Source organism: Corynebacterium sp. HMSC05D08 (assembly GCF_001807215.1).
Taxonomy (GTDB): domain Bacteria; phylum Actinomycetota; class Actinomycetes; order Mycobacteriales; family Mycobacteriaceae; genus Corynebacterium; species Corynebacterium striatum.
This window is the reverse complement of the sequence record NZ_KV788319.1, coordinates 62265-88186: the sequence shown is the minus strand read 5'-3', so window position 1 is coordinate 88186 and position 25922 is coordinate 62265. Positions and strand designations below refer to the sequence as shown.

At 59.5% G+C, this 25922-nt stretch carries 22 protein-coding genes; 12 read left to right on the top strand and 10 right to left on the bottom strand.

Annotated elements, in window-relative coordinates; all coding sequences use genetic code 11:
• Positions 1–28: 28 nt before the first annotated feature.
• Genes narI through HMPREF3148_RS04065 form a run of 5 tightly spaced genes read right to left on the bottom strand, consistent with a single transcriptional unit; the run spans position 29 to position 8337 of the window.
• A complete protein-coding gene (gene narI / locus HMPREF3148_RS04085; protein WP_070508752.1) occupies positions 29–811 on the bottom strand; it encodes a respiratory nitrate reductase subunit gamma in 783 nt (260 codons plus the stop codon).
• A 9-nt stretch (positions 812–820) separates the two neighbouring features.
• Positions 821–1639, bottom strand: coding sequence for a nitrate reductase molybdenum cofactor assembly chaperone (narJ, locus tag HMPREF3148_RS04080; RefSeq protein WP_005532027.1), 819 nt, complete (start codon positions 1637–1639; stop codon positions 821–823).
• A gap of 16 nt (positions 1640–1655) precedes the next feature.
• Positions 1656–3251: a nitrate reductase subunit beta gene (gene narH / locus HMPREF3148_RS04075; protein WP_049062598.1), complete on the bottom strand. Its 1596-nt coding sequence runs from the start codon at positions 3249–3251 to the stop codon at positions 1656–1658.
• Entirely contained in the window at positions 3251–6979 is a 3729-nt protein-coding gene (locus HMPREF3148_RS04070) for a nitrate reductase subunit alpha (protein WP_005532030.1), read from the bottom strand. The genes narH and HMPREF3148_RS04070 overlap by 1 nt, the downstream gene beginning before the upstream one ends.
• Positions 6980–7011: 32 nt before the next feature.
• Positions 7012–8337, bottom strand: coding sequence for a nitrate/nitrite transporter (locus HMPREF3148_RS04065; protein ID WP_005532032.1), 1326 nt, complete (start codon positions 8335–8337; stop codon positions 7012–7014).
• 232 nt (positions 8338–8569) lie between these two features.
• On the opposite strand from HMPREF3148_RS04065, the gene HMPREF3148_RS04060 reads away from it, so the two are divergent.
• Entirely contained in the window at positions 8570–9052 is a 483-nt protein-coding gene (locus HMPREF3148_RS04060; protein WP_049062597.1) for a molybdopterin-binding protein, read from the top strand.
• Between the two features lie 16 nt (positions 9053–9068).
• On the opposite strand, the gene HMPREF3148_RS04055 is transcribed toward HMPREF3148_RS04060, so the two are convergent.
• The 5 genes from HMPREF3148_RS04055 to HMPREF3148_RS04035 all read right to left on the bottom strand — a co-directional run bounded on the left by HMPREF3148_RS04055 (position 9069) and on the right by HMPREF3148_RS04035 (position 14296).
• Positions 9069–9671, bottom strand: a complete 603-nt coding sequence (locus tag HMPREF3148_RS04055; RefSeq protein WP_005532036.1) for an NTP transferase domain-containing protein — start codon at positions 9669–9671, stop codon at positions 9069–9071.
• Between the two features lie 3 nt (positions 9672–9674).
• Positions 9675–10154: a cyclic pyranopterin monophosphate synthase MoaC gene (gene moaC / locus HMPREF3148_RS04050; protein WP_070508749.1), complete on the bottom strand. Its 480-nt coding sequence runs from the start codon at positions 10152–10154 to the stop codon at positions 9675–9677.
• A 32-nt stretch (positions 10155–10186) separates the two neighbouring features.
• Entirely contained in the window at positions 10187–11422 is a 1236-nt protein-coding gene (locus HMPREF3148_RS04045) for a molybdopterin molybdotransferase MoeA (RefSeq protein WP_049062596.1), read from the bottom strand.
• A gap of 25 nt (positions 11423–11447) precedes the next feature.
• Positions 11448–12464, bottom strand: a complete 1017-nt coding sequence (gene moaA, locus HMPREF3148_RS04040) for a GTP 3',8-cyclase MoaA (RefSeq protein ID WP_049062595.1) — start codon at positions 12462–12464, stop codon at positions 11448–11450.
• Positions 12465–12535: 71 nt separating this feature from the next.
• Positions 12536–14296, bottom strand: a complete 1761-nt coding sequence (locus tag HMPREF3148_RS04035; RefSeq protein ID WP_070508747.1) for a long-chain fatty-acid--CoA ligase — start codon at positions 14294–14296, stop codon at positions 12536–12538.
• Between the two features lie 366 nt (positions 14297–14662).
• On the opposite strand from HMPREF3148_RS04035, the gene rho reads away from it, so the two are divergent.
• The 11 genes from rho to atpA all read left to right on the top strand — a co-directional run bounded on the left by rho (position 14663) and on the right by atpA (position 25905).
• The gene (gene rho / locus HMPREF3148_RS04030; RefSeq protein WP_005532045.1) at positions 14663–16666 is read left to right on the top strand and encodes a transcription termination factor Rho; all 2004 of its coding nucleotides are present in this window, start codon (positions 14663–14665) and stop codon (positions 16664–16666) included.
• Positions 16666–17742, top strand: coding sequence for a peptide chain release factor 1 (gene prfA / locus HMPREF3148_RS04025; protein ID WP_005532046.1), 1077 nt, complete (start codon positions 16666–16668; stop codon positions 17740–17742). The genes rho and prfA overlap by 1 nt, the downstream gene beginning before the upstream one ends.
• 2 nt (positions 17743–17744) lie before the next feature.
• Positions 17745–18635, top strand: coding sequence for a peptide chain release factor N(5)-glutamine methyltransferase (gene prmC / locus HMPREF3148_RS04020; protein ID WP_070508746.1), 891 nt, complete (start codon positions 17745–17747; stop codon positions 18633–18635).
• A 56-nt stretch (positions 18636–18691) separates the two neighbouring features.
• A complete protein-coding gene (locus tag HMPREF3148_RS04015; RefSeq protein WP_049062702.1) occupies positions 18692–19360 on the top strand; it encodes an L-threonylcarbamoyladenylate synthase in 669 nt (222 codons plus the stop codon).
• 74 nt (positions 19361–19434) lie between these two features.
• Positions 19435–20610: an MraY family glycosyltransferase gene (locus HMPREF3148_RS04010; protein WP_034657597.1), complete on the top strand. Its 1176-nt coding sequence runs from the start codon at positions 19435–19437 to the stop codon at positions 20608–20610.
• 28 nt (positions 20611–20638) lie between these two features.
• Positions 20639–21085 carry a Cg1360 family ATP-synthase-associated protein gene (locus tag HMPREF3148_RS04005; RefSeq protein ID WP_049062703.1) on the top strand — a complete coding sequence of 149 codons (447 nt, stop codon included), beginning with the start codon at positions 20639–20641 and terminating at the stop codon, positions 21083–21085.
• Positions 21086–21625: 540 nt separating this feature from the next.
• Positions 21626–22426, top strand: coding sequence for a F0F1 ATP synthase subunit A (gene atpB / locus HMPREF3148_RS04000; RefSeq protein ID WP_005532051.1), 801 nt, complete (start codon positions 21626–21628; stop codon positions 22424–22426).
• Positions 22427–22531: 105 nt separating this feature from the next.
• Positions 22532–22771 carry an ATP synthase F0 subunit C gene (locus tag HMPREF3148_RS03995; protein WP_005532052.1) on the top strand — a complete coding sequence of 80 codons (240 nt, stop codon included), beginning with the start codon at positions 22532–22534 and terminating at the stop codon, positions 22769–22771.
• Between the two features lie 45 nt (positions 22772–22816).
• Positions 22817–23383 carry a F0F1 ATP synthase subunit B gene (locus tag HMPREF3148_RS03990; RefSeq protein WP_049062704.1) on the top strand — a complete coding sequence of 189 codons (567 nt, stop codon included), beginning with the start codon at positions 22817–22819 and terminating at the stop codon, positions 23381–23383.
• A 6-nt stretch (positions 23384–23389) separates the two neighbouring features.
• The gene (locus HMPREF3148_RS03985; RefSeq protein WP_005532054.1) at positions 23390–24205 is read left to right on the top strand and encodes a F0F1 ATP synthase subunit delta; all 816 of its coding nucleotides are present in this window, start codon (positions 23390–23392) and stop codon (positions 24203–24205) included.
• Positions 24206–24264: 59 nt separating this feature from the next.
• Positions 24265–25905 (top strand): F0F1 ATP synthase subunit alpha, encoded by a 1641-nt coding sequence (gene atpA / locus HMPREF3148_RS03980; protein ID WP_046645538.1) that lies wholly within the window; start codon positions 24265–24267, stop codon positions 25903–25905.
• The last annotated feature ends 17 nt before the right edge of the window (positions 25906–25922 follow it).

Sequence of the window (25922 nt, the reverse complement as noted above, 5' to 3'; positions counted from 1 at the left end):
TTCCTCGCTCCTTTAATCGATCTAGTGCTTAGGCACCGTGGGCAGGAGTCTCGTTGGCGTCGAGCTGCGCGCGGTGGGAACGCACCGGCTCCCACGCAGTGTGCGAGCGCATATCCGTAGTGCGCTGGTCGCGGGAACGGTAGACCACGTACGGACGGGTGACGTAGCCAACCGGCGCTGAGAAAGCGTGAACCAGGCGAGTAAAAGGCCAGACGGCGATGATGGTAAAACCACACAAGACGTGGACCTTGAACTGCCAGGGAACATCAGCCATCCACTCCGGGTGGATGTTGAAGATCAGCAGCTGGCGCAGCCACGGCGAGATGGTCTCGCGGTAGTCATAGCCTTGTGGTCCGCCGAAGACCTGGGTGCTAAACGTCGCGATGGTGCCAGACAGCAGCGCTAGCGCCAGGAAGAAGTACATGACCTTGTCCGAGCTCGAGGTGGACAGGAACACTGAGCGATTAACGATGCGGCGGTAGAGCAGACCCAGGAAGCCAAGAATCACGGCGACCGCCGCGATAGAGCCAGGGATCGTCGCTAACAGGTGATAAGCGTGGTCACTGATGCCTACCGCACGCGTCCACGACTTTGGGAAAGCTAGGCCCATCAGATGGCCGATGACCACGAAGACCATGCCCCAGTGGAACAGCGGGGAGGAAAGGCGCAGCAGCTTCGATTCATAGATCTGGGAAGAGTGCGTGGTCCAACCGAATTGGTCGGTGCGCCAGCGCCAGAAGATGCCGACGAAAAACGCGGCGATGGCCAGCCACGGGAAGGCACCCCATAAAAAGCTGTTGAAATAATCCATGAGTGCTCCTTAAACGAGATCAGGTTGAGCAGTGGGGAAAGGAAGATCAGCAATGCCCACCATCTCAGCTGGAGGGCCGGTACGAATGAGATCGACGTATTTCTGAGCGGTTTCGGCATCTACCTCCGGCAGCGCCTTGCACACGGCGACGATTAGGCGCACATAAGGCGAATCCTGTTGTGAAAGTGCAGCACGCAGCACCTCTATGCCCTCGCGATAGCTCGCCAGCATCTCAACGGCGCGCGCATGGTCTTTGCCCTCGGCGAGTCCTAGCGCTTCCAGAACCACGCAGAGGTGGTCCGGCAATTCATTTTCTGCCAGCTGGAAACCAAATGACTCAAGCTGTTGGGAGAAAGACAAGATGGCCATTCCGCGCTGCCGGGTATCGCCGACGGCGTAGTAGGACAAAAACAGCGAGCAGCGGCGACGCTGATCGAAGGTCTCAACGTAGTGCTCCTGCAGTGCGCGCAGCCCCGCGGTACGGGCGGCGTCGATAAAGCCCATGAAATCCGTTGCCAGCGCCATTGGTAGCTGGTCGAGCTGGTCCTGGACCACGTCCAAATGGGAGAGAAAATCCTCCTCCGGGTAGCGCAGCAAGACGCTGGCCGCCATGGCGACGATACGCCGCTGGGTCTCATCGACCGCCACCGGTGTCACGAAGTCAGTGGGGACCTGGCCGGTGTGCGTGCGTGCCGTGCGCTTGACATCGGCAGCTCCGCCTAAAGAGCCGATGCCGGCAGGCACACCGCTGACGGTGCCGAATCCTGCCACGGCGTCATCTTGCGGAGGTTGAGCCGCACGGGCGGCAAGTTTTTCAAAGATATTCATCTTTCAGACTTACCCCCTAGTCGCGGTTTGGGAACATCGAATCGGGGCGGTCACCAGTCCACGACAGCAGGGAAACCGTGCCGGAACCTGCTGCCGCGCCGTGCGTGCAGGCCTCTGGCGCGCCCATGCCCAAGTCGTGGAAGACGTCCTCGGAAGCGCGTGCCGGGTCGACGTCGCCGAAAGGATCCAGCGAAGCGATGCCACGCGGGGTCTCCGGGGAGGCAGTCGGGATGACGTAGCGGTCGTCGTACTTGGCGATGGAAAGCAGGCGGTACATAGCCACCATGTCCTCTCCGGTCATGCCGACGGCCTGTGCAATTTCCTCCTGTGGCTCGTTGCCCAAGTTGATATCGCGCATGTAGGAACGCATAGCGACGAGGCGGCGCAGCGACTTTTCCACTGGCACGGTATCGCCTGCGGTGAAAAGACCTGCGAGGTATTCCAGCGGAATACGCATGTTAGACAGCGCGGAGAAGAGGATCTTGTGGTCCTCGCCGTCATTGCCAGTGGCGCTTACCTGGTCCACGATGGGCGAAAGCGGCGGGATGTACCAGACCATCGGCAGCGTGCGGTACTCAGGGTGCAGCGGAAGCGCGACGTTGTACTTGAAGATGAGGTCGTAGATTGGCGAGTTCTGCGCGGCATTGATCCAGGAGTGCGGGATGCCTTCTTTCTGTGCGGCAGCTACGACAGCAGGGTCGTGCGGGTCCAGCATGATGGACTTCTGCGCTTCAAAGAGGTCCTGATCATTCGGCGTCGAGGCAGCCTCGGCCACGCGATCGGCATCGTAGAAGATGACGCCCAAGTAGCGCAGGCGGCCCACGCAGGTTTCAGAGCAAACCGTGGGCTGGCCTACCTCAAGGCGCGGGTAGCAGAGCGTACATTTCTCGGCCTTGCCGGTCTTGTGATTGAAGTAAACCTTCTTATAAGGGCAGCCCGAGACACACATGCGCCAGCCGCGGCACTGGTCCTGATCCACGAGCACGATGCCGTCTTCAGCGCGCTTGTACATCGCGCCGGAAGGGCACGAAGACACGCAGGTGGGGTTCATGCAATGCTCGCAGATGCGTGGCAGGTAGAACATGAAGGAGTCCTCGATCTCCTTCTTTACCTGCAGATTCATCTGGTGCAGGGTAGGGTCCTGGTCCATGGTCTCAACAGAACCACCCAGGTTGTCATCCCAGTTGGAAGACCACTCAATCTTGTTTATTTCGCGGCCATCGATTTGAGAGACCGGCTTTGCGGTGGGCTGGGTCTTTTGACCAGCCTTGGCACCCATCAGATCCTCGTACTGGTAGCTCCACGGCTCGTAGTAGTCCTGGATGGTCGGCAGGTTCGGGTTATGGAACAGGGTAGCCAGCTTCTTCAAGCGTCCACCGGCCTTGGGTTTGAGCTTGCCAGAGCCGGTAAGCTCCCAGCCGCCCTTCCACTTTTCCTGGTCCTCCCAGGTGCGGGGGTAGCCCACGCCGGGACGAGTTTCAACGTTATTGAACCAGATGTACTCGGTGCCTTCGCGGTTGGTCCATGCCTGCTTACACGTGACTGAACAGGTGTGGCAGCCGATGCACTTGTCCAGGTTCATGATCATGGAGATTTGGGCCATGACTTTCATTAGTAAGAAACCTCCTGGGAGCGACGGCGCACGCGGGTGACTTCGTCGCGGTTGTTGCCGGTTGGGCCGATGTAATTGAAGTGATAGGTCAGCTGGCCGTAGCCGCCGGCAATGTGGACCGGCTTGATAGAGATACGGGTCAGCGAGTTGTGCGTGCCGCCGCGGCGGCCGGTGAACTCGTTGATTGGGGTACCTACGGTGCGTTCCTGGGCGTGGTTGCAGATCATTGTGCCCTCCGGGATGCGGTGGGACACGATGGCGCGGGCGGAAACGATGCCGTTGCGGTTGTAGACCTCAACCCACTCGTTGTCCTTCACACCGATCTTTGCGGCGTCCTTGTCCGACATCCAGACCACCTGGCCACCGCGGGAAATAGACAGCACGTGCAGGTTGTCGAAGTATTGCGAGTGAATCGACCACTTGTTGTGGGTGGTGAGATAACGCAGGGTGACCTCGACTTCGCCGCGCTCATTCTGCAAGGTCTGGCCCGGCGCGAATTCGCCGTGCATATGCAGATGATCAAGCGGCGGGCGGAAGATAGGCAGCGCCTCGCCGTAGTCCATGAACCAATCGTGGTCGATGTAGTAGTGCATGCGGCCGGTCAGCGTGTGCCATGGCTTGTCGAACTCGACGTTGATGCTAAACGCCGTGTAGCGGCGCTTATTGCGCTTGTCAGCCGTCCATTCCGGCGAGGTGAGGACCTCGGTCGGGCGCTCCTTGATGGAATCCCAGCTGATGCGCACGTCCTCATCGGAGGCCGCAAGCGGTGTCATGTCACGGCCGGTGCGCGAAGACAGATACTCGAAGCCTTGCTTTGCCAGCTCGCCGTTGGATACACCGGACAGGTGCAAGATGGCGTCGATGACCTTTGTGTCTTTGCTCAGGTCAATGAGCTCACCCATTGAGGTCTTCGAGGTTCCACAGATGAGCTCAAGCTCCTTGACCTGCTTTTCCACGTTGAACTTGGTGCCATGCACCACAGTCCCGGCCTTGGCCGGCAGCGGGCCCAAGTGAGTCCACTTCTCATAGATCTTGGTGTAGTCACGCTCCACCACATGCAGCTTCGGCATGGTAACCCCTGGCACCAAGCCGAGCTTTTCGACGTCGGGCACAATGCCGTTTGGCATGCTCAACTCATCGGGGGAGTCGTGGTGGCTCGGTTGCGTGATGATGTCAGTTTGCACGCCGAGCCACTTTGCGGACTTGGCAGAAAGCGAAGCTGCGAGGTCGCGGAAGACCTCGAAGTCGGTGCGGGCCTCCCACGGCGGGTTGATGGCCGCGTTGAAGGAGTGCAGGTATGGGTGCATATCCGTCGAGGACATATCGTGCTTTTCATACCAGGTAGCTGCTGGCAGCACGATGTCAGAGACCAAGGTCGTCGACGTATTGCGGAAGTCCGTGGTCATCATGAGGTCGAGCTTGCCCTCAGGAGCCTCATCAACCCACTTGATGGTGCGTGGACGATCCTCGGCAGCGAGCTCTTCGGCCGTGGCATCGGAGTCGATTCCGAGCAAGTGACGCAGGAAGAACTCGGTGCCCTTTGCAGAAGAACCCAGCAGGTTGGTACGCCAGTTCAAAAGAATGCGCGGCCAGTTTTCTTCTGCCGAAGGGTTGTCGTAGGAGAACTCGAGGTCGCCATCTTTGAGCTGGCTTACAACGTAGTCATTGATGTCGACGCCTTTTTCCTTTGCCTCTGCCGCAAGCAATAGGTTGTTGCGGTTGAACTGCGGGTAAGCCGGCATCCAGCCGCGACGCATAGCCTCAGCCATGGTGTCGGAGACCATCTTGTCACCGATGACACCGTGGCTGGCCAGGGGCGAACCCAGATGGGAGGCGCGGGAGTTGTCGTAGCGGTATTGCTCGGTGGCGAAGTAATAGAAGCCTGTCGAAATCATGTGGCGCGGAGGACGCTGCCAGTCGGTGGCCATGGCCCACTGGGTCCAGCCGTTGATAGGACGCAGCTTCTCCTGGCCCACGTAGTGAGCCCAGCCGCCACCGTTGACACCCTGGGTACCGCACATCGAGGTCAGCGCCAAGAAGGTGCGGTAGATGGTATCTGCGTGGAAGTAGTGGTTGACGCCGGCACCCATGATGATCTGGGAGCGCCCCTTGGAATCTGCGGCGTTCTGCGCGAACTCACGGCCGATGCGGATGGCGGTATCGGCAGGCACGCCGGTGAGGCCCTCCTGCCAGGCTGGCGTGCCCACTTCGGAGGCATCGTAGAAGTCCTTCGGCCAGGAACCTGGCAAGTTAAGCTCTTCGCGATTGACGCCGTAGTGCGCGAGCATGACGTCGAAGACCGTGGTCACGAGCTTGCCGTCGACGCGACGAACCGGCACACCGCGGTGCACAATGCCCGTGCCAACTGGCTTGTCGGTGCCGATGTCGGCTGGATCCGCATCTAAGTCGAAGCGCGGGAAGAGTACCTCGGCGGTCTCGAAGGAATCGGTCTCTGCGATGGACATGACAGGATCGGCGTTGTCGAGGGAGAGGTTCCACTTCGCCGAGTTGTTGTCCCAGCGGTCAGCGACGGTGCCGCCCGGATCGACTACCTTGCCGTCTTCTTCCATGACCAGGCCACGGTGGGTGGCGTTTGGCGAGGAATTCAGCTCCGCATCGGAGACCTGGGAAGCCGTGAGGAACTTGCCTGGGGTATAGGTTCCGTCCTCGCGCTCGTCCAAGGTGACCAAGAAAGGCGAGTCCGTGTACTTGCGCATGTAGTTCAAGAAGTACGGTTCTTGGCGCTCAACGTGGAACTTCTTCAAAATGACATGCCCCATGGCAAAAGCCAAAGCGGCATCAGAACCCGGCTCGATGCGGGCCCACTCGTCGGCGAACTTCGTGTTGTCAGCGAAGTCCGGCGAAACCACGACGACCTTGGTGCCTTTGTAGCGTGACTCCACCATGAAGTGTGCATCCGGGGTACGGGTAACAGGGATGTTGGAGCCCCACATCATGAGATAGGAGGAGTTGTACCAGTCACCGGATTCCGGCACGTCAGTCTGATCACCGAAGGTCTGGGGGGATGCCGGCGGCAGGTCGGCGTACCAGTCATAGAAGGACAGAGCGACGCCGCCGATGCTCTGCAGGAAGCGGGTGCCGGCGCCATAAGAGACCTGCGACATGGCAGGAATAACTGTAAAGCCGAAGATGCGGTCCGGACCGTACTTGCGAATGGTGTAAACGTGCGCCGCAGCAGCGATGTCGATTGCCTCTTCGTAGCTGATACGAATCAGGCCGCCCTTGCCACGCTGGGAGATGTAAGCCTTGCGCTTTTCAGGATCTTCCTGGATGGCACGCCATGCGAGGACAGAGTCGCCGCCGTTTTTAGCTTTTTCCTCACGGAACATGTCCACCAGAACGCCGCGCGCATAGGGATAACGCACGCGGGTAGGCGAGTAGGTGTACCAGGAGAAAGAAGCACCACGAGGGCATCCGCGCGGCTCGTATTCCGGCATGTCATTGCCGGTGGTCGGGTAGTCCACGGCCTGGGATTCCCAGGTGATGACGCCATCTTTGACGTAGACTTTCCACGAGCAAGAACCCGTGCAGTTGACGCCGTGTGTAGAGCGAACCATTTTGTCGAAGGCCCAACGGTTACGGTAGAAGACATCTGCCTGCCTGCCGCCCTTCAAAAACAGCTGTTGGCCAGAGTCGCTGGCTTCGCCTTTGCGCAGATAGGCGCCGAGCTTGAAAAGGGAGCTGGGGCCGGATTTATTTTCAGTCATGGGGGTGGGTTACTCCTTTAGGAAGGCGTGGTTTAGCCGGGGAAAGGCGCGCGTGGACGGGCGTAGTAGATCCACACGAGGACAGAGGTGATTGCGAAATACACAACGCAACCCCAGAAGAACGTGGCGGCCGGCATCATGGAAAGCAGCACGCCTACGACGAACGGGCCGAAGGCGCCGATGGCACCAGTCCAACCGATGACGCCGCCTGCCTGACGCTTCGGCAAAATCATTGGCATCTGCTTGAAGGTGCCGGCATTGCCCAGACCGGTGAAGAAGAACATGATGAGCATGCAGGTCAAAAAGCCCTTGAACTCGCTCGGGTCGGAGGGGTTTAAGAAGAGTGCAGAAAGGGCAGTAAACACCGTCATGCCTACACAACCGACGAAGGTCCAGATAGCGCCGCCGAACTTATCGCACAGCGGGCCCCACAGCGCGCGGACCAGCGCGCCGATCAGCGGGCCGAGGAAGGCATAGGCAGCCCCGCGCGGCAGGTCATCGAACTGGCCAGCAAACTGAGAATCGGCGCCGAAGGTCTGGTTGATAAGAAGCGCCATTTGAGCCGCGAAGCCAGAGAAAGCGCCGAAGGTCATCAAGTAGACAACGGTCAAGATCCACGTGTTCTTGTTGCCGAAAATATCGATCTGCTGGCGGAAGTTTGCCTTGACTGGAACGTCCTTGAGCAGCATCCATGCGAGAACAGCACCAACTAGTGCCCATGGAACCAAGAAGATTGCTGGGTTGTGCACGAAGATTGCGCCATCATCTGTGCGCTGTGGTGCCACGAAGCCGATTCCCAGGAGGGTAAAGCCCATCAGCCACGGCGCAACCAGTTGAATGAAGGAAATACCGAAGTTGCCCAAGCCTGCCTGCAGGCCGAGGGCGGTGCCGGACATGCGCTTAGGGAAGAAATAGCCGGTGGAAGGCATAAAGCCAGAAAAGACGCCGCCGCCGATACCGGACAGGAAAGCCAAGGTTAAAAGCCACCAGTACGGGGTGGAGGTGTCCTGCACGGCGAAGAACCAGCCGAGCATCGGGATGATGAACAGCAGGGAGGACACGAACACCAGCTTGCGGGTGCCGATGATAGGTGGCAGGAACATAAACAGCAGGCGGAATAAGCCGCATGCGAGGCCTGCAATGGAGGTCAGCCAGTACAGCTGACTCTTGCTGAGATCGAAGCCGATCTGGTTGAGCATCGGTGCAATTGCGGAAACGAGATACCACGTTGCAAAACCGATGATCAGCACGAAGGTGGAAACCCACAAGGTTCGCCACGCAACCTTGGAATCCCAGTGGTCTTTTTCTTCGGGGTTCCATCCTTGGATGGTCTTGCCCGACGTATCAAGTGCAGTCATTATTCCTCGGTATTCTCGTAGAAACTTTCTCTTTCTAATGTAGTTTCAATTATCCTAAAAAGAGGAATTTTCTACGGAATTCTTCGAGTTTAATTAGGGAGCATTAGTGTTGCGGAAATATTTCATATACCGACCTTTCGCTGGTTAACCCGTCAAGGGGTAGGAAACTGCTGCTTATGACTCGTTTCTGTTAAAAATGTCACACCATTAAACCGAGGTAAAGGACGCCCACATGAAACCTGCCACCGCTGCCATAATCGTCACCGCTGACCGCGTTTTGAGCGGCGCAAAGCCTGATTCTGCAGGCGCCTTGGCCAAGGAGCTTTTGTTGGCTCAGGGGCTCAAAGTGGCGAGCCACGATGTCGTTGCGGAAGGCTACGCCCGCGTGGCCGAAGCACTGCGCGAGCAAGTACGGGCCGGCGTCGACGTCATTGTGGTCATCGGAGGAACTGGCATCGGTCCCACCAACTACACACCTGAAGTAACCGAAGAGTTCATTGCTGCCCGCCTGCACGGGCTGGAAACCCAGGTGCTGATCAAAGGCCTAGAGGGTTCGCACAAGGCTGGCCTTTCCCGCGGGGTCATTGGCATGACTGACCGCGGCTGTGGCTCGCTGATTATCAATTCCGCGTCCTCCCGCGGCGCAGTTGCTGACACCTTGGGTGTCGTTCTCCCTTTGCTCGGGGATATTTTTCGGGACGCGAAGGGTAACTGATAAGCGCGGTTACTTATTAAGCTCGGCGGCGCTCCCACTCGGCGAGTTCAGCCAAAGTATCGTAGTCCATTTCCGCGCCTGTACCCGGCACCGCGATGAGGCGGGGGACTGCGTGCAACAGCCTGCGGGCTGACTTGTTGTGCAGGCAGTCGAAGGAATCTACCGCTTGGCGCAGGCCGTCGTAGTGCCACAGTGCGCACAGCGGCTGAATAAAATCGCCGCTTAAAGCTGCCGCTACCGAGGGAATCGAGCTTTGCGCTCCGCAGGCGGCGAGTTTTTTCAACAACTTTGGCAGCATTTGGGGCGAATCCGGCGCATCCACAGATAACACTGCGATATAGCGAAGTGGCGCTAAACTACGTGCTTCCAGGTTCTTCAGGCCTGCCGCGATGCCAGCTGCAGGCCCACCAAAAAGCGGATTTTCGCATACCTGCGGCAGGCCCAGAGGAAACGGGGAAACCACGCAGACCGGCGCGCCATAAGGAAGCTGTCTGCGCACGACGTCGACAAGCCTTTCGCCCCGCACACGCACCGACCCCTTATCGCGCCCGCCCATCCTGGTGCCGCGGCCGCCTGCCAGGATGATGACTCCTAGCTCGTGCGGTTTGTAGTTCAGCATTGCCTAGGTTTTAGGAAGCTCGCGGCTCCAGTCGCCGGAACGGCCACCGGATTTTGCGGTGATCCCACAGCGGCGGATAAAAGCGGAGCGGTCGACGCCTTTGACCATATCGATGATGGACAGCGCCGCGACGTTGACCGCGGTAAGCGCCTCCATCTCCACACCGGTGCGATCGGCGGTTCGCACCGTTGCCTCGATGAAGACGTGGTCGTCTCGGATTTCTAGATCGACCGAGCAACCATGCACGCCGATGGTGTGGGCGAGAGGAAGCAGTTCCGGAACCTTCTTGGCCGCCGAGATGCCGGCGATGCGCGCGACCGCTAGCACGTCGCCCTTGGGAACCGTGCCGTCGTGAAGCGCTGAAAGAACCTCACGAGAACATGCAACCTCGCCTTGCGCGGTAGCGGAGCGGACGGTGGGCTGCTTTTCTGTCACATCCACCATGTAGGCGGAGCCGGAGGAATTGAGATGGGTAAGTTTCATGGGTTCTAGTCTAATTAAGGCCTAATCGAGAATTAATAGATAACCACGCGGACCTCATCGCCAGCCTGAATTTCGGAGGTCACCTCAACCAGGCCGCACGTGCCATGGAGCGAGGCCACGAAGTGGCTGCTCAACCCGCTGGCAAAAGGGTACGCCACGACGAATTCGCCGAACTCCAAGCGCGTGGGCACAAATGCCGTGCCGTGCTTGTGTGCCATGGGGAACTCCTCCCCGGCGCGCGCGACGATGGTGCGCCCGCTGCAGACCTTCGTGCGGGCAGGGCGCCCGCTCAAGGCCTCGAGGAAAGGCGAAACATACAGGTGATAGGAAACAAACGCCGCTACGGGATTGCCCGGCAGGGAGATAACCGGCAAACCTCCATAGAGGGAAAAACCTTGCGGCGTGCCCGGCTTTTGCTTGACCCCGCCAAACCAAGCCTCACAGTCCTCTGCGGCCTGGAGCGCGGTCTGCGTAACGTCGAAGGCGCCGGCGGAAACACCGCCCGTCGTGATTACTACTTCGTGGGAATGAAACAGCTGCTCAATCGTCTCGCGCAGCTGCTCCGGGGCGTCGGAAGAGCGCTTGTGCGTTACCACCGCGTGCGGGATAGTGGAGCGAATCAGCGACTCGATCATCGGCCCATTCGAATCGGGTAGCTGGCCCGGCTCGAGGCTTGAGCCCTCGACCAGTTCGTCGCCGGAGGAGACCACGCCTACGAGAATGGGGCGGTAGACGCGAACGTGCGTGATGCCAGCCGAAATCAGCGCGGCAATAAGGCCGGCATCGACCACGGTGCCCGGCTTGGCGATGGTCGCGCCCTCCCGAACGTTTTCTCCCTTCGGGCGGATGTGCGTGCGCCTGGATGTCTCGTTGATGGTGACCTCACTCGGCAGCTCGTGTGGGCCGGCTGGAATATCGGTCAACTCCACCGGGACTACAACTAGGTCATCGTTGTCCTCCGGAACCGGCGCGCCGGTCATGATGCGCACCGCCTTGCCCGCTGGCACCTCCTTGGGGGCCTGGCCCGCCGGAACGTCGCCTGCGACGGGCAAACGCGCAGGCAGCTCAAGCAGATCCTTTACGTGTACCAAAAAGCCATCCATCGCAGAGTTGCTAAACGGCGGCACCGCTAGGCGCGCAGTGACGTGTTCTGCAATAACGCGGCCCAAAAGTTTCTCGTTGACCGGCTGGACTTCCGGAAATACCTCTACCGGCACCGGCCGGGCGTGAGACATTATCGCATCGAAGTGTTCTTGTGGGGAGCGCATACTTTTCAAACTATATCCTTAGCCTTTAGCCACCGATTGCTGCCATCAAGCGATCCGGCTGCAAGAAACCCTCGTCATTCACGCCGTGGCCGGGCAGCTTCGCCCACATTTCGGCGGCCCATGCCTCCATGAGCTCTTCATCGCTGGCGCCCGCGCGTATGAGGTCACGCAGCGAGGTTTCAGAGTTTCCAAACAAGCAGTTGCGCACTGCACCATCCGTGGTCAAACGTGTGCGATCGCAGGAACCGCAGAAGGAGTGGGTGACTGAGGCGATGACACCGATCTTGCCCACATGTTCGCCGCCGCGGGAGGCGTTCCACAATGCCGCGGGTGCGGAGCCGCGCGGTTCACTGGCTGGTTCAAGTTCAAAGGAAGCGCGCAGACGCTCCAAGATATCTTCTGCCGTCACCATGTTCTCGCGGCGCCACTTATCACGTGGCCCCAACGGCATCTGCTCGATGAAGCGCAGCTGCGCGCCCGCCTCGATGCAGTACTCGGCCAGCGGAACGATGGAGTCCTCGTTCACGCCCGGCATGACCACTGCATTGACCTTGACCGGGTGCAGCCCGGCGCGGGTAGCGGCTTCGATGGCTGTGAAGACATCCTGGATGCGGTCGCGCCGGGTTAGCCGGGCATAAAGCTCGCGGTCGGTGGTATCGAGCGAGATGTTCACGCGGTCGAGGCCTGCTTCCACCAGTCCATCGATACGCCGGTCGAGGCCCAAGCCGTTCGTGGTCAGTGCGGTAGACGGTGATTTACCTTCGTCGGTGCGCAATTGCTTAGTGGCAGCGACAATCTTCTCCAAAGACTTGCGCAGGAGCGGTTCGCCGCCGGTGAACCGTACCTGGCGGATACCTAGTTTTTCGACGCCGATGCGGATTAGGCGGATCGTTTCCTCATCGCTCAAGGTTTCTGTGGTGGGAAACCACTCGAGACCTTCAGCCGGCATGCAATACGTGCAGCGGAGATTGCAGCGATCAGTAAGCGAAACGCGCAGGTCGCGGGCCCTGCGGCCGTATTTGTCTAGAAGCGGATAAGTCATTGTCGTCCTAGTCTATAGGCAGAGTGGTCTTATCCATATTAACCCGGAAATATTCGAGTTTAATCCGGGAGCTAATCACGGGGCGGAAAATGCTGCGGCAAGTCATCTAGGCGCTGTGACTCGCCAGGGCCTTTCAGTCGAATGATGTTGTATTCGCCTTCGGCCAAGTGTGAGCGCAGGTCCTTCTTATCGAACTTGCCCACCGAGGTTTTGTCGATGTTCTTTACGAAGGTCCAGTACTCCGGAAGCATCCAGGAAGGAAGCTCCTTGCGCATGCCTTCACGGATGCGCTCGGCGGTTTCGATTGTTGGAGAAAACCCTGGTGCCAACACCGTTACCGCGAGAGGGCGTTCCACCCACTGTTTATCCGGATAACCGATGACCGCGGCTTCCACCACGACAGGGTTGGCCATGATGAGGTTCTCCAGCTGCACGGAATAGATCCACTCACCACCAGAGCGGATGACGTCGCGGGCGCGGTCCTCCACAGTAAGGAAGCCATCTTCGGTGACGGAGCCGACGTCGCCAGTGCGCAGCCAGCCATCCGCGGTGAATTTGGATTCGGCATCCTCGACCTGCTTGCCGCGGAACTCTTCTGCTGAGCCGCCCGGCTCGGAGGTGGGTGAGTGGTAATAAGAGCCCGTGACCAGGTTGCCGCGCACCTGAATCTCGCCGGCGTTGCGGTCGGAACTGGGCACGACCACGCCGTCGTTGACCACGCGGTATTGCAGCGAGGCAGGAAAACGGCCTTGGGAGACGCGGTAGGCCCAGCGGGTATCGCCATCGGCACCCTGGGGTGGACGGGCAACCGTGCCCACCGTGGTGGTCTCGGCCATGCCCCAGACGTGGACAACATCAACGCCGTATCGCTCCTCCCACATCTTGATCAGTTGCGGCGGCACCGGCGAGCCGCCTGCGAAGATTTCCGTAAGCGTCATGCGGCTTGGCGGGTTCTTGAGGTAGTGAACGAAGAGCTGAATCCAAATCGTTGGCACGCCATGCGCCACGCGCGGCGACGTTGCCGCGATGATGCTGGCGAGCGTCGGTGCGGAAACATCGGCGTCGGGAAGCACCAACGGCGTACCCGTCATGAAAGCCGCAAACGGAACACCCCAGCTCAACACGTGATAGATAGGGATGCAGCACAGGAAGGTCTCGCCGTGGGTCACGCACAGTGAGTCGGATGCGCGCAGCTGCATGCTCTCAAGGTAGAGCGCGCGGTGGGAGTAGAGCACGGACTTCGGTGCGCCGGTGGTGCCGGTGGAGTAACACAAGGCTGCCGCCGTATGCTCTTCCAGCTCCGGCCAGTTGTATTCGGTGGAACGTCCGTCAAGCAGCGCCTCGTAGGAGTACACCTCGACGCCCCGTCCAAACTTTCCTGCGTGCGACTGCGGATTGCTGGCCCCGATAAACAGCACGGCGCGCACGGATTCTGCTCCGGCTAGAACCTTGGCGAGCTGATCTGCCAGACGTGGGTCAGCGACGATGACCTCCACCTCAGCATGGTTAATGATGTGCCGGATTTGGTCATTCATCAGCTGCTTGTTCAAGGGAGTGAAAACAGCGCCCTTGCAGGCTACGCCAAACATCACCTCGAGATGTTCCGCACAATTCCACATGAAGGATGCGACACGCTGATCCCCGGTAACTCCAAGTTCGTCGTGCAGCACGTGCGCGAAAGCTGCGGCTCGTGCGCCGATGGCGGAGAAGCTGGTCTTTTCCGGTTCCGAGTTGCTATGCCACGTGGTCACCTGTGTCTGCCCATGAACGGTGGACCCGTATTCCAGGATGCGTGTAAGGGAGAGCGGGATGTCCTGCATGGTGGAAAGCATGCTGTCTACTTTAGCGGTGTCACTTCCAGCTTGCGCGTACAATGCGTTATAGTTGACAGCGACTGGTGCGGATTGGCTTGACAAGTGTTTCCGAGTCGCCGCGCAACCGAGTATTCCGAGGATGCAACCTCGTGTTACTTTCTCGCTCGCAGTCGCCTTCTACTAATTCTCCTCCGTGGCATTCCTTTTCCCAGGGGAGAGGCCTAGATATTTCACCGCCCGCGCAGTTAACCCGAATAATTCGTTACTTCGGAACTTGCTTCGCTCGTGGCGGCATGCACCATAAAAATACAGATTGGCTTCCAGCGCGTAGGCCACATTTCAGGCTACGCAAATCAATGCTGGTGAAGCGACGAAAGGATATCCGTGAGCAATACGGACAAAGCCGCAGCACAGGATTACGCATCCCTGAAGCTGCCGGAACTGCGCAAGCTTGCTGCAGAGCGCGGCCTTCGAGGCGTCTCTGGTTTGCGCAAGGGGGACCTCATCACTGCACTGACCACTGGCCAGGTTCCAGCCAAGGCCGCCAAAGCTGCCAAGGCCGCAAAGCCCGTAGCGGACGCTGCGCCTGGCGACGCCGCGGCGAAGCAGGAATCTGCAGCCGATGCAGCTGAATCGAAGAACGCTGGCGCAAACCCGCGCCGGGTTCGTAAGGCTACCCGCAAGGCTGGTGCTGCACACGACCACGCAGCGAACGACCACGCGGACAACGACAATTCCGCGAACTTCGCAAACGCCGCAAACGCCGCTGCCGCCGAGGCTCAGAACGAGAACAAGGGCGAGCAGAAAGGCGAGCAGAAGGGCGACGAGCAGCGCTATGAGTCCCGTTCCCAGGCCCGTCGTGCCCGCCGTAACCGTGCTCGCCGCCAAGAGCGCGAGAACGCCGAGAACACCAAGTCTGACAACGATGCTGGCAATGGCGCTGCGAACGAGGGTTCCCAAGATTCCTCCAGCGAGCAGCAGGGCAACGAAGACAAGCGCGAGAACAACGACCGCGGCGACCGTGGCGACCGTGGCGATCGCAACGAGCGCAATGACCGCAATGACCGTGGTGGTCGCAACAATCGTCGCAACACCGATGATGACGATGACAACAACGGCGGACGTCGTAACCGCCGCAACCGTCGTAACCGCCGCAACCGTGGCGGCAACGACAATAACGGCGGCGGCAATGACCTGCAGATCCGTGAGGGTGATGAGGTGCAGGCAGTCGGCGGCATCCTCGAGGTCGTAGACAACAACGTAGCCTTCCTGCGCACCACCGGTTACCGCGCGGCAAGCTCCGACGTCTTCGTGAACAACAACCTCGTTCGCCGCCTGGGCCTGCGCTCTGGCGACGCCCTGACCGGTAAGGTCAAGGTCTCGGGCCCAACGCACACCCACGGCAATGGCCGCAACCGCCGTAAGTACAACCAGTTGGTGCAGGTTGACACGGTTAACGGTGCGGATCCTTCGACCGCGCAGAACCGCCCGCACTTCTCCAAGCTGACCCCGCTGTACCCGAACCAGCGCCTGCGTCTGGAGACCGATCCGAAGATCCTGACCACCCGCGTCATCGACCTCATCATGCCGATCGGTAAGGGCCAGCGCGCGCTCATCGTCTCCCCGCCTAAGGCCGGTAAGACCACCATCCTGCAGAACATCGCCAACGCGATCTCCGCAAATAACCCAGAGTGCTACCTCATGGTCGTCCTCGTCGACGAGCGCCCAGAAGAGGTCACCGACATGCAGCGCAGCGTCAAGGGCGAGGTCATTGCCTCCACCTTCGACCGCCCGCCATCAGAGCACACCTCCGTGGCCGAGCTCGCCATCGAGCGCGCAAAGCGTCTCGTGGAGCAGGGCAAGGACGTCGTCGTCCTGCTCGACTCCATCACCCGCCTGGGCCGTGCATACAACAACTCCTCGCCGGCTTCCGGCCGCATCCTCTCCGGCGGTGTGGACTCCAACGCCCTTTACCCGCCGAAGCGTTTCCTCGGTGCTGCCCGCAACATCGAAGACGGCGGCTCCCTGACTATCATCGCTACCGCAATGGTCGAGACCGGCTCCACCGGTGACACCGTCATCTTCGAGGAGTTTAAGGGCACCGGTAACGCCGAGCTCAAGCTCGACCGCGCTATCTCCGAGCGCCGCATCTTCCCGGCTGTCGACGTTAACCCGTCTGGCACCCGTAAGGACGAGCTGCTGCTCGTTCCGGAAGAGGCACGCATCATGACCAAGCTGCGCCGCATCCTGTCCGGCCTAGACTCCTTCGCCGCGATCGACTTGCTCATCAAGCAGCTCAAGAAGACCCGCTCCAACGGCGAGTTCCTCATGCAGGTGGCAAGCTCTGCACCGATGGTTGCTGACAAGGAAGCTGAGGATTACATCTAATGGCAAGCCAAGTTTCACTCGTTGACGACATCGTCTCCGAGTACCAGGGCATCGAAATGCAGATGGGCGACCCAGAGGTCGCCGGCGATCAGAAGCTCTTCCGCAAGCTTTCCAAGCGCTACGCGGAGCTGCGTCCTATCGTTGCCGTCAACAACGACCTGGTCCAGGCACGTCAGGACCTCGAGGACGCCAAGGAAATGGCATACGAGGACCATGACTTCCAGGACGAGGTCGATCGCCTTGAGCCGCTGGTAGTCGAGCTCGAAGAAAAGCTCGCCGACCTGCTCGCGCCGCGCGATGAGCACGACTCCGAGGACATCATCATGGAGATCAAGGCCGGTGCCGGTGGCGAAGAGGCAGCCCTTTTCGCAGGCGACTTGGCCCGTATGTACGAGCGCTTCGCCGACAAGGCTGGCTTCCAGTGGGAAGTCTTGGGACTCAACGAGTCCGACCTCGGCGGCGTGAAGGACATGTCCATCTCCTTCAAGTCCAAGACCCCGTCCCGCGACGGCGCTTGGTCCGTATTCAAGTTCGAGGGTGGCGTGCACCGCGTGCAGCGAGTCCCGGTCACCGAGTCCCAGGGGCGCATCCAAACCTCCGCCGCTGGCGTGCTGGTGTATCCAGAGCCGGACGAGGTCGAGTCCGTCAACATCGACGAGAAGGACCTGCGCGTCGACGTCTACCGTTCCTCCGGTAAGGGCGGCCAGGGCGTTAACACCACCGACTCCGCAGTGCGTATCACGCACCTTCCCACCGGCTTGGTGGTGACCTGTCAGAAGGAGCGTTCCCAGATTCAGAACAAGGCCCGTGCACTGCAGGTGCTGCAGGCCCGCCTGGATCAGATTGAGCGCGAAGCTCGCGAGGCTGAGGCCGGCGAGCAGCGTGCCTCCCAGGTCCGTACCCTGGACCGCTCGGAGCGCATCCGCACCTACAACTGGCCGGAGAACCGCATTACCGATCACCGCATTGGCTACAAGGCCAACAACCTGGATGCCGTGCTCAACGGTGACATGCAGGATCTCATCACCGCCCTGCAGGCCCAAGAGCGAGCTGAGCGCTTGGAGGCGGAAGGCTAAAGGTGGCTTTTCACACCTACGCAGAAGCGCTTCGCGACGCCGCGGAGCGCTTTCGCGCATCTGGAGTTCCCAGCCCCGAGTGGGATGCCCGTTTGTTGGCCGCCGAGCTCATCGGCTGCGGGCACATGGACATAGACCTTGATGCAGCTCCCATCCCGGGCTTCGACATCGCGTACGAGGGCTGGGTGGCGCGCCGTGCCGCCCGCGAGCCGCTGCAACACATCCTCGGTACTGCGTGGTTTGGCCCGCTTGAGCTCCAGGTCGGACCAGGCGTGTTCATCCCACGCCCCGAGACTGAAGTCCTGGCGGATTGGGGAGTGCGCATGCTTCGCGACGTCGCCAAGCACACAGCTCCTACAGCTCTTACAGTTCCCGCGTCGCCTCCGCGTGTCGTCGACCTGTGTACCGGTAGCGGCGCGCTGGCCGGCTACGTCAAGCACGAAATGCCGGAAGCCGAGGTGTACGCGGTCGAGCTCTCCGATGAGGCGTTTTCCTATGCGCAGCGCAACCTCTCCCGCGTGGCCGGCGAGGGGCTGCGGCTTGTCCAGGGCGACGCGACTGCGCCTGCGACCTTGCGCAAGCTCGACGGCAGCGTCGACCTCGTGCTCACCAACCCGCCCTATGTGCCGGAAACCCCAGATCTCGAGCCCGAGGTCTACCACGACCCACACATGGCAGTCTTTGGTGGGGAGGACGGTATGGCTATAATCAACCGCCTCGTCCCGCGCATCGCGGAGCTGCTCAAGCCCGGCGGGAGAGTGGGCATCGAGCACGACGACGCCACCAGCGCTGCAGTGCAGGCTGTGCTCCACGCTGATGGACGGTTCACCGATATCGCCGTGCTGCGGGATCTGACAGGCATCGCCCGTTTCGTTACGGCGCGCAAAGTGTAAGCGCCTACTCCGCAGGAGTACAGTAGGTTGGTCTGTAAACATGAAGTGAGGAAAGCATGCAGGGAAAGATTTATAACTGCGCCGACCAAGCAGAGCGCGAAGAGGGAATGGCACTCGCAGTAAAGGCTGCGAAGTCGGGCCGTCTGGTTGTGATGCCAACTGACACTCTTTACGGCCTGGGCTGCGATGCGTTCGACAACGACGCCGTGGCAAGCCTGCTGGCCACCAAACATCGCGGTCCTGACATGCCGGTCCCAGTACTAGTGGGATCGTGGGACACAATCCGCGGCCTAGTTTCCAGCTATACCGACACCGCACGTACCTTGGTCGAGGCTTTCTGGCCGGGCGGCCTGTCCATCGTGGTGCCACAGGCGCCGTCTCTGCCCTGGAACCTCGGCGATACCCGCGGCACCGTGATGCTGCGTATGCCGCTGCACCCGATCGCGATTGAACTGTTGCGCGAGGTAGGCCCCATGGCTGTGTCTTCCGCAAACATTTCCGGTCAGACCCCGCCGACCACCGCCCTTGAGGCAAAGCAACAGCTGGGTAAAGCCGTGACCGTTTACCTCGATGGCGGCGAGACCGCAATTGGAAAGCCCTCCACCATCATCGACCTCTCCGGGGAGCGTCCGTACCTGCTGCGCGAGGGTGCGCTGTCCGCGGAGGAAATCGCTGCGGTTATTGGTGTGACCGCAGAGTCTCTGCGCACCCGTCCTGGCGCCTAGGCGCTGAGGCGTAGTAGTGCCTAGGCGCTGAGGCGCAGTAGCAAAGACAAGAACCCGAGCGAAAAGGAGAGTGTGTGGGCGGAACTGGAGTACCGCTGCGCGAGATAGCCCTCGTTATTCTCGTCGCAGCGACCTTTACCTATCTTGCCACTGGCTTAGTTCGGAGCTTTTTGGTCCGCACTGGCCGAGTGGCAGAAATTCGCTTGCGAGATTCGCATTCTCAACCCACCCCGCAGATGGGCGGCGTGGCGATGTTTACCGGGTTTGCGGCCGCGGTATTCATTGCGGGTCAGTTTCCAGCATTGACTCGCGGCTTTATGCCCGTTACCCCGGAGATGAACGCGGTCTTATGGGCGGCGCTGGCCATAGTGCTTGTGGGTGTCATCGACGATCTTGTTGAGCTCAGTGCGGTAGTCAAACTAGTGGGCCAATTACTGGCCGCTGGAATCATGAGCGGCCTCGGTCTGACGTGGACGTTGCTCTTCATCCCGCTGGGGGATGGAACTACGGTTCTTCTCGACCAAATCCAGGGCACGCTCTTGACTACATTCTTTACGGTGCTGTTGATTAACGCTATGAACTTCGTGGATGGCCTTGACGGTCTCGCCGCCGGCCTAGGCCTTATTGCAGGCGCCGCGATCCTGGTCTTCTCCCTGACCGTCTTGCATGATCAAGGTGGTGCGGTCTCCGCATATCCGCCCGCAATCATCGCGGCAGCGCTGGTGGGTATATGTGCCGGATTCCTGCCCCACAACTTTGAGCCTTCTCGTATCTTCATGGGGGACAGTGGATCGATGCTCATTGGCCTGCTGCTGGCGGCGGCTTCGACGTCTGCCTCGGGCAAGATCAATATGTCCTTGTACGGTACTGTCGACATGGTGGCTCTCGCTTCGCCGTTCATCGTCGTGGCCGCTGCTGTATTTATTCCAGTCCTGGACCTTGTCTGGGCGGTTATTCGCCGACTCTCACAGGGGCGTTCGCCTTTCTCTGCGGACAAAGCGCACATCCACCACCGCCTCTTGTCCTTGGGTCATACTCACCGCCGAACCGTACTCGTCCTCTATTTGTGGGTATCCGCTGTAGCTTTTGGGGCCGTGTCTTTTTCCATAGTCCCGCCGGTTCTCGCAACGACTATTACGGTGCTGGCTTTGCTCTTTGCCTTCGGCGTCACGCTCATCCCACTTCGCCAGGGCAAGCTCGGACGCGCCAAGCCTGGCGCCACAGTAGTAGCCCATACGGATCCTTCATAGACGCGGGCGTGATGTAGGCTTTTTGCCTATGACTAACAACGCCGCGAATGATGCGCCGATTAACAAGGTTGAAGACTTTGATGATCCAGTTTTGCCGCTCAAGCGTGCCTTAAACTTCGGCTCGATGGCACTGGTAGCGATAACTATCTTGTCCCTGGCTGTCTGGGGTAGTATGCGCGGACTACCCGGCATTTGGGGCGTCGTAATTGGCGCCGGCATCGGCGGCGGTTTCGTACTGCTGACTGTGGTGTCTGTGCTCGCTGCATCCAAGACTTCGCCGACCAATACCATCATCGTGGTGATGGGCAGCTGGCTGGTGAAGATCTTGGTCCTCATTATCATCTTGGCCGTGATCCGCGACCTTGAGTTTTACGACAAGATGGCCATGTTCGTGACCGTAGTCCTGGCGCTCTTGGCGACTCTCGGCACAGAGGCATGGGGCGTAGTCAGTGCCCGCGTATCTTACGTGCATTAAATTCTCGCGCTAACCCATTTTTGCCGAACTTATCGGCCTGTACCCCGTGGTGGGTGGACATTCGTTGTCTGCTTGCCCGGGGTGGCTTATGTTTTGCGCCATATAACCCGAATGTGGGGCAGGTACCTTCCTTGGGGGAACGTGTGAAAAGTGTGTAAATTCCACCCCCGGGGTGGTGCATATTTCCTGTGTGTGACAAAGGCCATAAAAGATCTTTTGCCTAGTCATAAGCCTTAAAAGTGGGAAATAGCGAAGCGGGGCGGGGTGGTGTCATTTCGGCTCCACCCTGCTACACGTCTCAAACGCGCTGAACTGATATTATTTCGTGCGGGTTACCGCGGAACCGAAATATTTTCCTTGCTAGCTGCGAGGTCATTGAGATTTCGGCTCCCGCGCGGTCAATCCCTGTCACTTCTTCGAAGATGTGCGACGGAGTCCGAAGTCGTGACAGAGAGCTTGAGACGTCCATCGCACCGTCCGCAATATCCAATTGCGGCGGCCCTAACACGGGAGAGAACGCTGAGCGTTACAACATTGGCCATGAAAGGGCACTTCCACGCGCCTGATCTGGGTGAAGAATTCTTCCCGGGGCAAGTAGATGCTGACCATCTGTTCTTCGGCGACTTTGCCGACGGATGGTTCGCGCTTGATCGCCTAATGCTGGTGCGCATCTTGATGACGCTGGTATTGGTGGTTCTTTTCATGTTGGCCTTTAAGAACCCCAAGTTGGTTCCAAAGGGTCTGCAGAATGTCGGCGAGCATGCGGTCGATTTTGTCCGCATCTACATCGCCGAAGACATCTTGGGTAAGAAGGAGGCGAAGCGATTCCTCCCGGTTATCGCGACGATCTTCTTCGCAGTCCTGTTTATGAACGTACCGACCATCATCCCGGGACTTAACGTCTCGCCGAATGGTCGTATCGGTATGCCTATCGTTCTTGCAGCGGTTTCGTACATCGCAATGATTTACGCCGGTGCAAAGCGCTACGGTTTCGGCAAGTTTGTTAAGTCCTCGGTGGTTATTCCTAACCTTCCGCCGGTCCTGCACTTGCTCGTTGTGCCGATCGAGTTCTTCTCGACCTTCATTCTGCGACCAGTTACCCTCGCCATTCGTCTCATGGCGAACTTCTTGGCTGGACACATCATTCTGGTCCTCCTGTTCTCTGCTTCGAACTTCTTCTTCTGGCAGCTGAACGGTTGGACGGCACTGTCTGGTTTGACCATTGTTCTGGGACTTGCATTCAGCTTGTTCGAGCTCCTGGTCATCTTCCTGCAGGCCTACATCTTTGCCCTTCTGACGGCGGTGTACATCGAACTGTCCCTCCACGCGGATTCGCACTAAGGACGAGGTCGACGAGCGCGACCGAGAAAAATCTCAACTTCACAGAAACTATCTCCCTGTTCGTAAGAATGCGGACAGGACATACGAAAGGGAACGACTTTCACCATGAACGAAATCATTCTTGCACAGGATGCTGCCGCTAACCTCGACAGCTTGAAGGCTGTTGGCTACGGCCTCGCCGCAATCGGCCCTGGTATCGGTATCGGCATCGTTGCCGGTAAGACCGTTGAGGCTATGGCTCGCCAGCCTGAAATGGCCGGCCAGCTGCGTACCACCATGTTCCTTGGTATCGCCTTCACCGAGGCTCTTGCACTTATCGGCCTCGTTGCAGGCTTCCTGTTCTAAAAAGTTCGCGTTTTCCTAAACCAACCTTTTAAGACTGGAGACCACATGAACAACGTCTTTTATACGCTTGCGGCGGGGGAGGAGAACCCGGGTTCCGGCAGCTTCTCCGTCCTTCTGCCCAAGAACTATGACATTTTCTGGTCTTTGATCTGTTTCGTTGTCATCTTGTGGCTGTTCTGGAAGTTCGTTCTTCCGGCATACAACAAGATGCTCCAGGAGCGCGAGGACCGAATCGAGGGTGGCATGAAGCGTGCTGAGGCTCAGCAGGCTGAAGCTAAGGCTGCTCTCGAGAAGTACAACGCACAGCTTGCTGACGCACGTGCAGAAGCTGCAGAGATCCGTGAGCAGGCGCGCGAGCGCGGCAAGCAGATCGAGGCTGAGGCTAAGACCCAGGCCGAGGAAGAATCCCGCCGCATTGTCGCCTCTGGCGAGAAGCAGCTGCAGGCTTCCCGTGCACAGGTCATCTCCGAGCTGCGTTCCGAAATCGGACAGAACTCCATCAACTTGGCTGAGAAGCTGCTCGGCGGCGAGCTTTCGTCCGCTACCAAGCAGTCCTCCACGATTGACAACTTCCTGTCCGAGCTCGATTCTGTGGCACCGGCCGGAAAGTAGGCAACTATGAAGGCAGCTAGCCGCGAAGCTCTCGCGAGCGTTGAATTCAAGCTGGATCAGTTTCTGGCTTCGGACAACGCTGTTGCGAGCGCTGCACAGGCAGGTCTCGACCTCTTCGAGGTCGTCGATGTCCTTGATACAGACCGCGAACTGCGCGTTGCGCTAACCGACGCCGCCGTTCCGGCCGACACCCGCAAGTCTCTGGTGCAGAACCTCTTCGGCTCCAAGATTGCTCCGATCGCCGCTCAGGTCATCGAAGCAGCTGCAGCCGAGCAGTGGTCCTCCACTCGTGACTTGGTCAAGGGTCTCGTATCCCTTGGTCGCCGCGCACTCCTGCGTGGTGCTGAGGCTCAGGGCCAGTTGGGCCAGGTGGAAGACGAGCTCTTCCGTCTGTCCAGCATCCTGAAGAACGAGGCAGAGCTGACCCAGTTGCTTTCCGATCGAACTGCTACGTCCGCACGTAAGCGCGGATTGCTGGCAAGCGTGCTCTACGGCAAGGTAACGATGTTCTCTGAGGCGCTTGCGCTCCAGGCCATCGGCCGCCCTGAGCAGAACCCCATCGATGATGTCGCCGCTCTGGCCGACTACGCAGCGCAGCTGCAGGGTCGCACCATTGCACGCGTCACCACCGCGGGTGAGCTGAATGATAGCCAGCGTGCAGCACTCGCTGAGAAGCTGGGCAAAATTTATGGTCGTGCGATGTCCATTCACTCTGAGGTTGACACCAGCCTCCTCGGTGGTATGGCCATCCGCGTCGGCGATGAAGTTATCGACGGTTCCACGGCAGGCAAGATTGCCCGCCTGCGTGCCAAGATGGCTTAGCCGAAACGACAGAAATGATTAAGTAATTGCTGGAAGATACTACCGAGAGCAGGAAGAACATGGCGGAGCTGACGATCTCCTCCGATGAGATTCGTAGCGCGATTGCGAACTACACCTCGAGCTACTCCGCGGAGGCCTCCCGTGAGGAGGTCGGCGTGGTCATTTCGGCAGCTGACGGTATTGCGCAGGTTTCGGGCCTGCCATCCGTTATGGCGAATGAGCTGCTCGAGTTCCCAGGCGGCGTTATCGGCGTCGCACAGAACCTCGACACCAACTCCATCGGTGTCGTTGTCCTGGGCAACTTCGAGTCCCTCACCGAGGGCGACGAGGTCAAGAGGACTGGCGAAGTCCTTTCCATCCCCGTGGGCGAGGAATTCCTCGGCCGCGTTATCAACCCACTGGGCCAGCCGATCGACGGCCTGGGCCCAATCGCCGCTGAAGAGGACCGCGTCCTCGAGTTGCAGGCACCGTCCGTGCTGCAGCGTCAGCCGGTTGAAGAGCCGATGCAGACCGGCATCAAGGCTATTGACGCAATGACCCCGATTGGTCGTGGTCAGCGTCAGTTGGTCATTGGTGACCGTAAGACTGGTAAGACCGCAGTCTGCATCGACACCATCCTGAACCAGAAGGCTAATTGGGAGTCTGGCGACAAGGATAAGCAGGTACGTTGTATCTACGTCGCTATCGGCCAGAAGGGCTCCACCATTGCTGGAGTCCGCCACACCCTGGAGCAGCACGGCGCACTGGAGTACACCACCATCGTGGCTGCTCCGGCTTCCGACGCTGCCGGCTTCAAGTGGCTCGCCCCGTTCTCCGGTGCGGCCCTGGGGCAGCACTGGATGTACCAGGGCAACCACGTCCTGGTTATTTACGATGATCTCACCAAGCAGGCTGAGGCCTACCGTGCGATTTCCCTTCTGCTGCGCCGTCCGCCGGGCCGCGAGGCATACCCGGGCGACGTTTTCTACCTCCACTCCCGTCTGCTGGAGCGTGCTGCAAAGCTCTCCGACGACATGGGCGCAGGTTCTATGACCGCACTGCCGATCATCGAGACCAAGGCAAACGACGTTTCCGCATTCATCCCGACCAACGTTATTTCCATTACCGACGGCCAGGTCTTCCTGGAGTCCGACCTGTTCAACCAGGGCGTCCGTCCGGCAATTAACGTCGGTGTGTCCGTCTCCCGTGTGGGTGGCGCTGCGCAGACCAAGGGCATGAAGAAGGTCGCCGGTAACCTGCGTCTTGAGCTTGCTGCTTACCGTGACCTGCAGGCATTCGCTGCCTTCGCTTCCGACCTCGACCCGGCCTCCAAGGCACAGCTCGAGCGCGGTGAGCGTCTGGTCGAGCTGCTCAAGCAGGCAGAGTCCTCCCCGCAGCCTGTCGAGTTCCAGATGGTTTCCATCTACTTGGCAGACCAGGGCATCTTCGACGTCGTTCCCGTCGAGGATGTACGTCGCTTCGAAGCTGAAGTTCACGAGTACCTGCACTCCAACACCCCACAGGTGTTCGAGCAGATCGCTGGTGGCCAGGCTCTGTCCGACGAGTCCAAGGATGCGCTCGTTAAGGCTGCAAAGGAATTCACCCCAACCTTCCGTACCTCCGAGGGCCACAACATTGGCTCCGAGGCACCGGTTGAGCCGCTCGACGCGGCTGAGGTGAAGAAGACCGAGCTCAACGTCTCCCGCAAGACGGCTAACTAGAGTCCGCACAGCTCTAA

Excerpts from the sequence above, each read along its gene's own strand:
- narH (WP_049062598.1), bottom strand. The coding sequence starts at position 3,251 with ATGAAAGTCATGGCCCAAATCTCCATGATCATGAACCTGGACAAGTGC.
- narI (WP_070508752.1), bottom strand. The coding sequence starts at position 811 with ATGGATTATTTCAACAGCTTTTTATGGGGTGCCTTCCCGTGGCTGGCC.
- HMPREF3148_RS04035 (WP_070508747.1), bottom strand. The coding sequence starts at position 14,296 with ATGCTTTCCACCATGCAGGACATCCCGCTCTCCCTTACACGCATCCTG.
- HMPREF3148_RS04055 (WP_005532036.1), bottom strand. The coding sequence starts at position 9,671 with ATGCTGAACTACAAACCGCACGAGCTAGGAGTCATCATCCTGGCAGGC.
- narJ (WP_005532027.1), bottom strand. The coding sequence starts at position 1,639 with ATGAATATCTTTGAAAAACTTGCCGCCCGTGCGGCTCAACCTCCGCAA.
- prfA (WP_005532046.1), top strand. The coding sequence starts at position 16,666 with ATGGCAAGCCAAGTTTCACTCGTTGACGACATCGTCTCCGAGTACCAG.
- HMPREF3148_RS03990 (WP_049062704.1), top strand. The coding sequence starts at position 22,817 with ATGAACAACGTCTTTTATACGCTTGCGGCGGGGGAGGAGAACCCGGGT.
- HMPREF3148_RS04070 (WP_005532030.1), bottom strand. The coding sequence starts at position 6,979 with ATGACTGAAAATAAATCCGGCCCCAGCTCCCTTTTCAAGCTCGGCGCC.
- HMPREF3148_RS03995 (WP_005532052.1), top strand. The coding sequence starts at position 22,532 with ATGAACGAAATCATTCTTGCACAGGATGCTGCCGCTAACCTCGACAGC.
- HMPREF3148_RS04005 (WP_049062703.1), top strand. The coding sequence starts at position 20,639 with ATGACTAACAACGCCGCGAATGATGCGCCGATTAACAAGGTTGAAGAC.
- moaA (WP_049062595.1), bottom strand. The coding sequence starts at position 12,464 with ATGACTTATCCGCTTCTAGACAAATACGGCCGCAGGGCCCGCGACCTG.
- HMPREF3148_RS04060 (WP_049062597.1), top strand. The coding sequence starts at position 8,570 with ATGAAACCTGCCACCGCTGCCATAATCGTCACCGCTGACCGCGTTTTG.
- atpB (WP_005532051.1), top strand. The coding sequence starts at position 21,626 with ATGAAAGGGCACTTCCACGCGCCTGATCTGGGTGAAGAATTCTTCCCG.
- HMPREF3148_RS04065 (WP_005532032.1), bottom strand. The coding sequence starts at position 8,337 with ATGACTGCACTTGATACGTCGGGCAAGACCATCCAAGGATGGAACCCC.
- HMPREF3148_RS03985 (WP_005532054.1), top strand. The coding sequence starts at position 23,390 with ATGAAGGCAGCTAGCCGCGAAGCTCTCGCGAGCGTTGAATTCAAGCTG.
- HMPREF3148_RS04015 (WP_049062702.1), top strand. The coding sequence starts at position 18,692 with ATGCAGGGAAAGATTTATAACTGCGCCGACCAAGCAGAGCGCGAAGAG.
- moaC (WP_070508749.1), bottom strand. The coding sequence starts at position 10,154 with ATGAAACTTACCCATCTCAATTCCTCCGGCTCCGCCTACATGGTGGAT.
- atpA (WP_046645538.1), top strand. The coding sequence starts at position 24,265 with ATGGCGGAGCTGACGATCTCCTCCGATGAGATTCGTAGCGCGATTGCG.
- HMPREF3148_RS04045 (WP_049062596.1), bottom strand. The coding sequence starts at position 11,422 with ATGCGCTCCCCACAAGAACACTTCGATGCGATAATGTCTCACGCCCGG.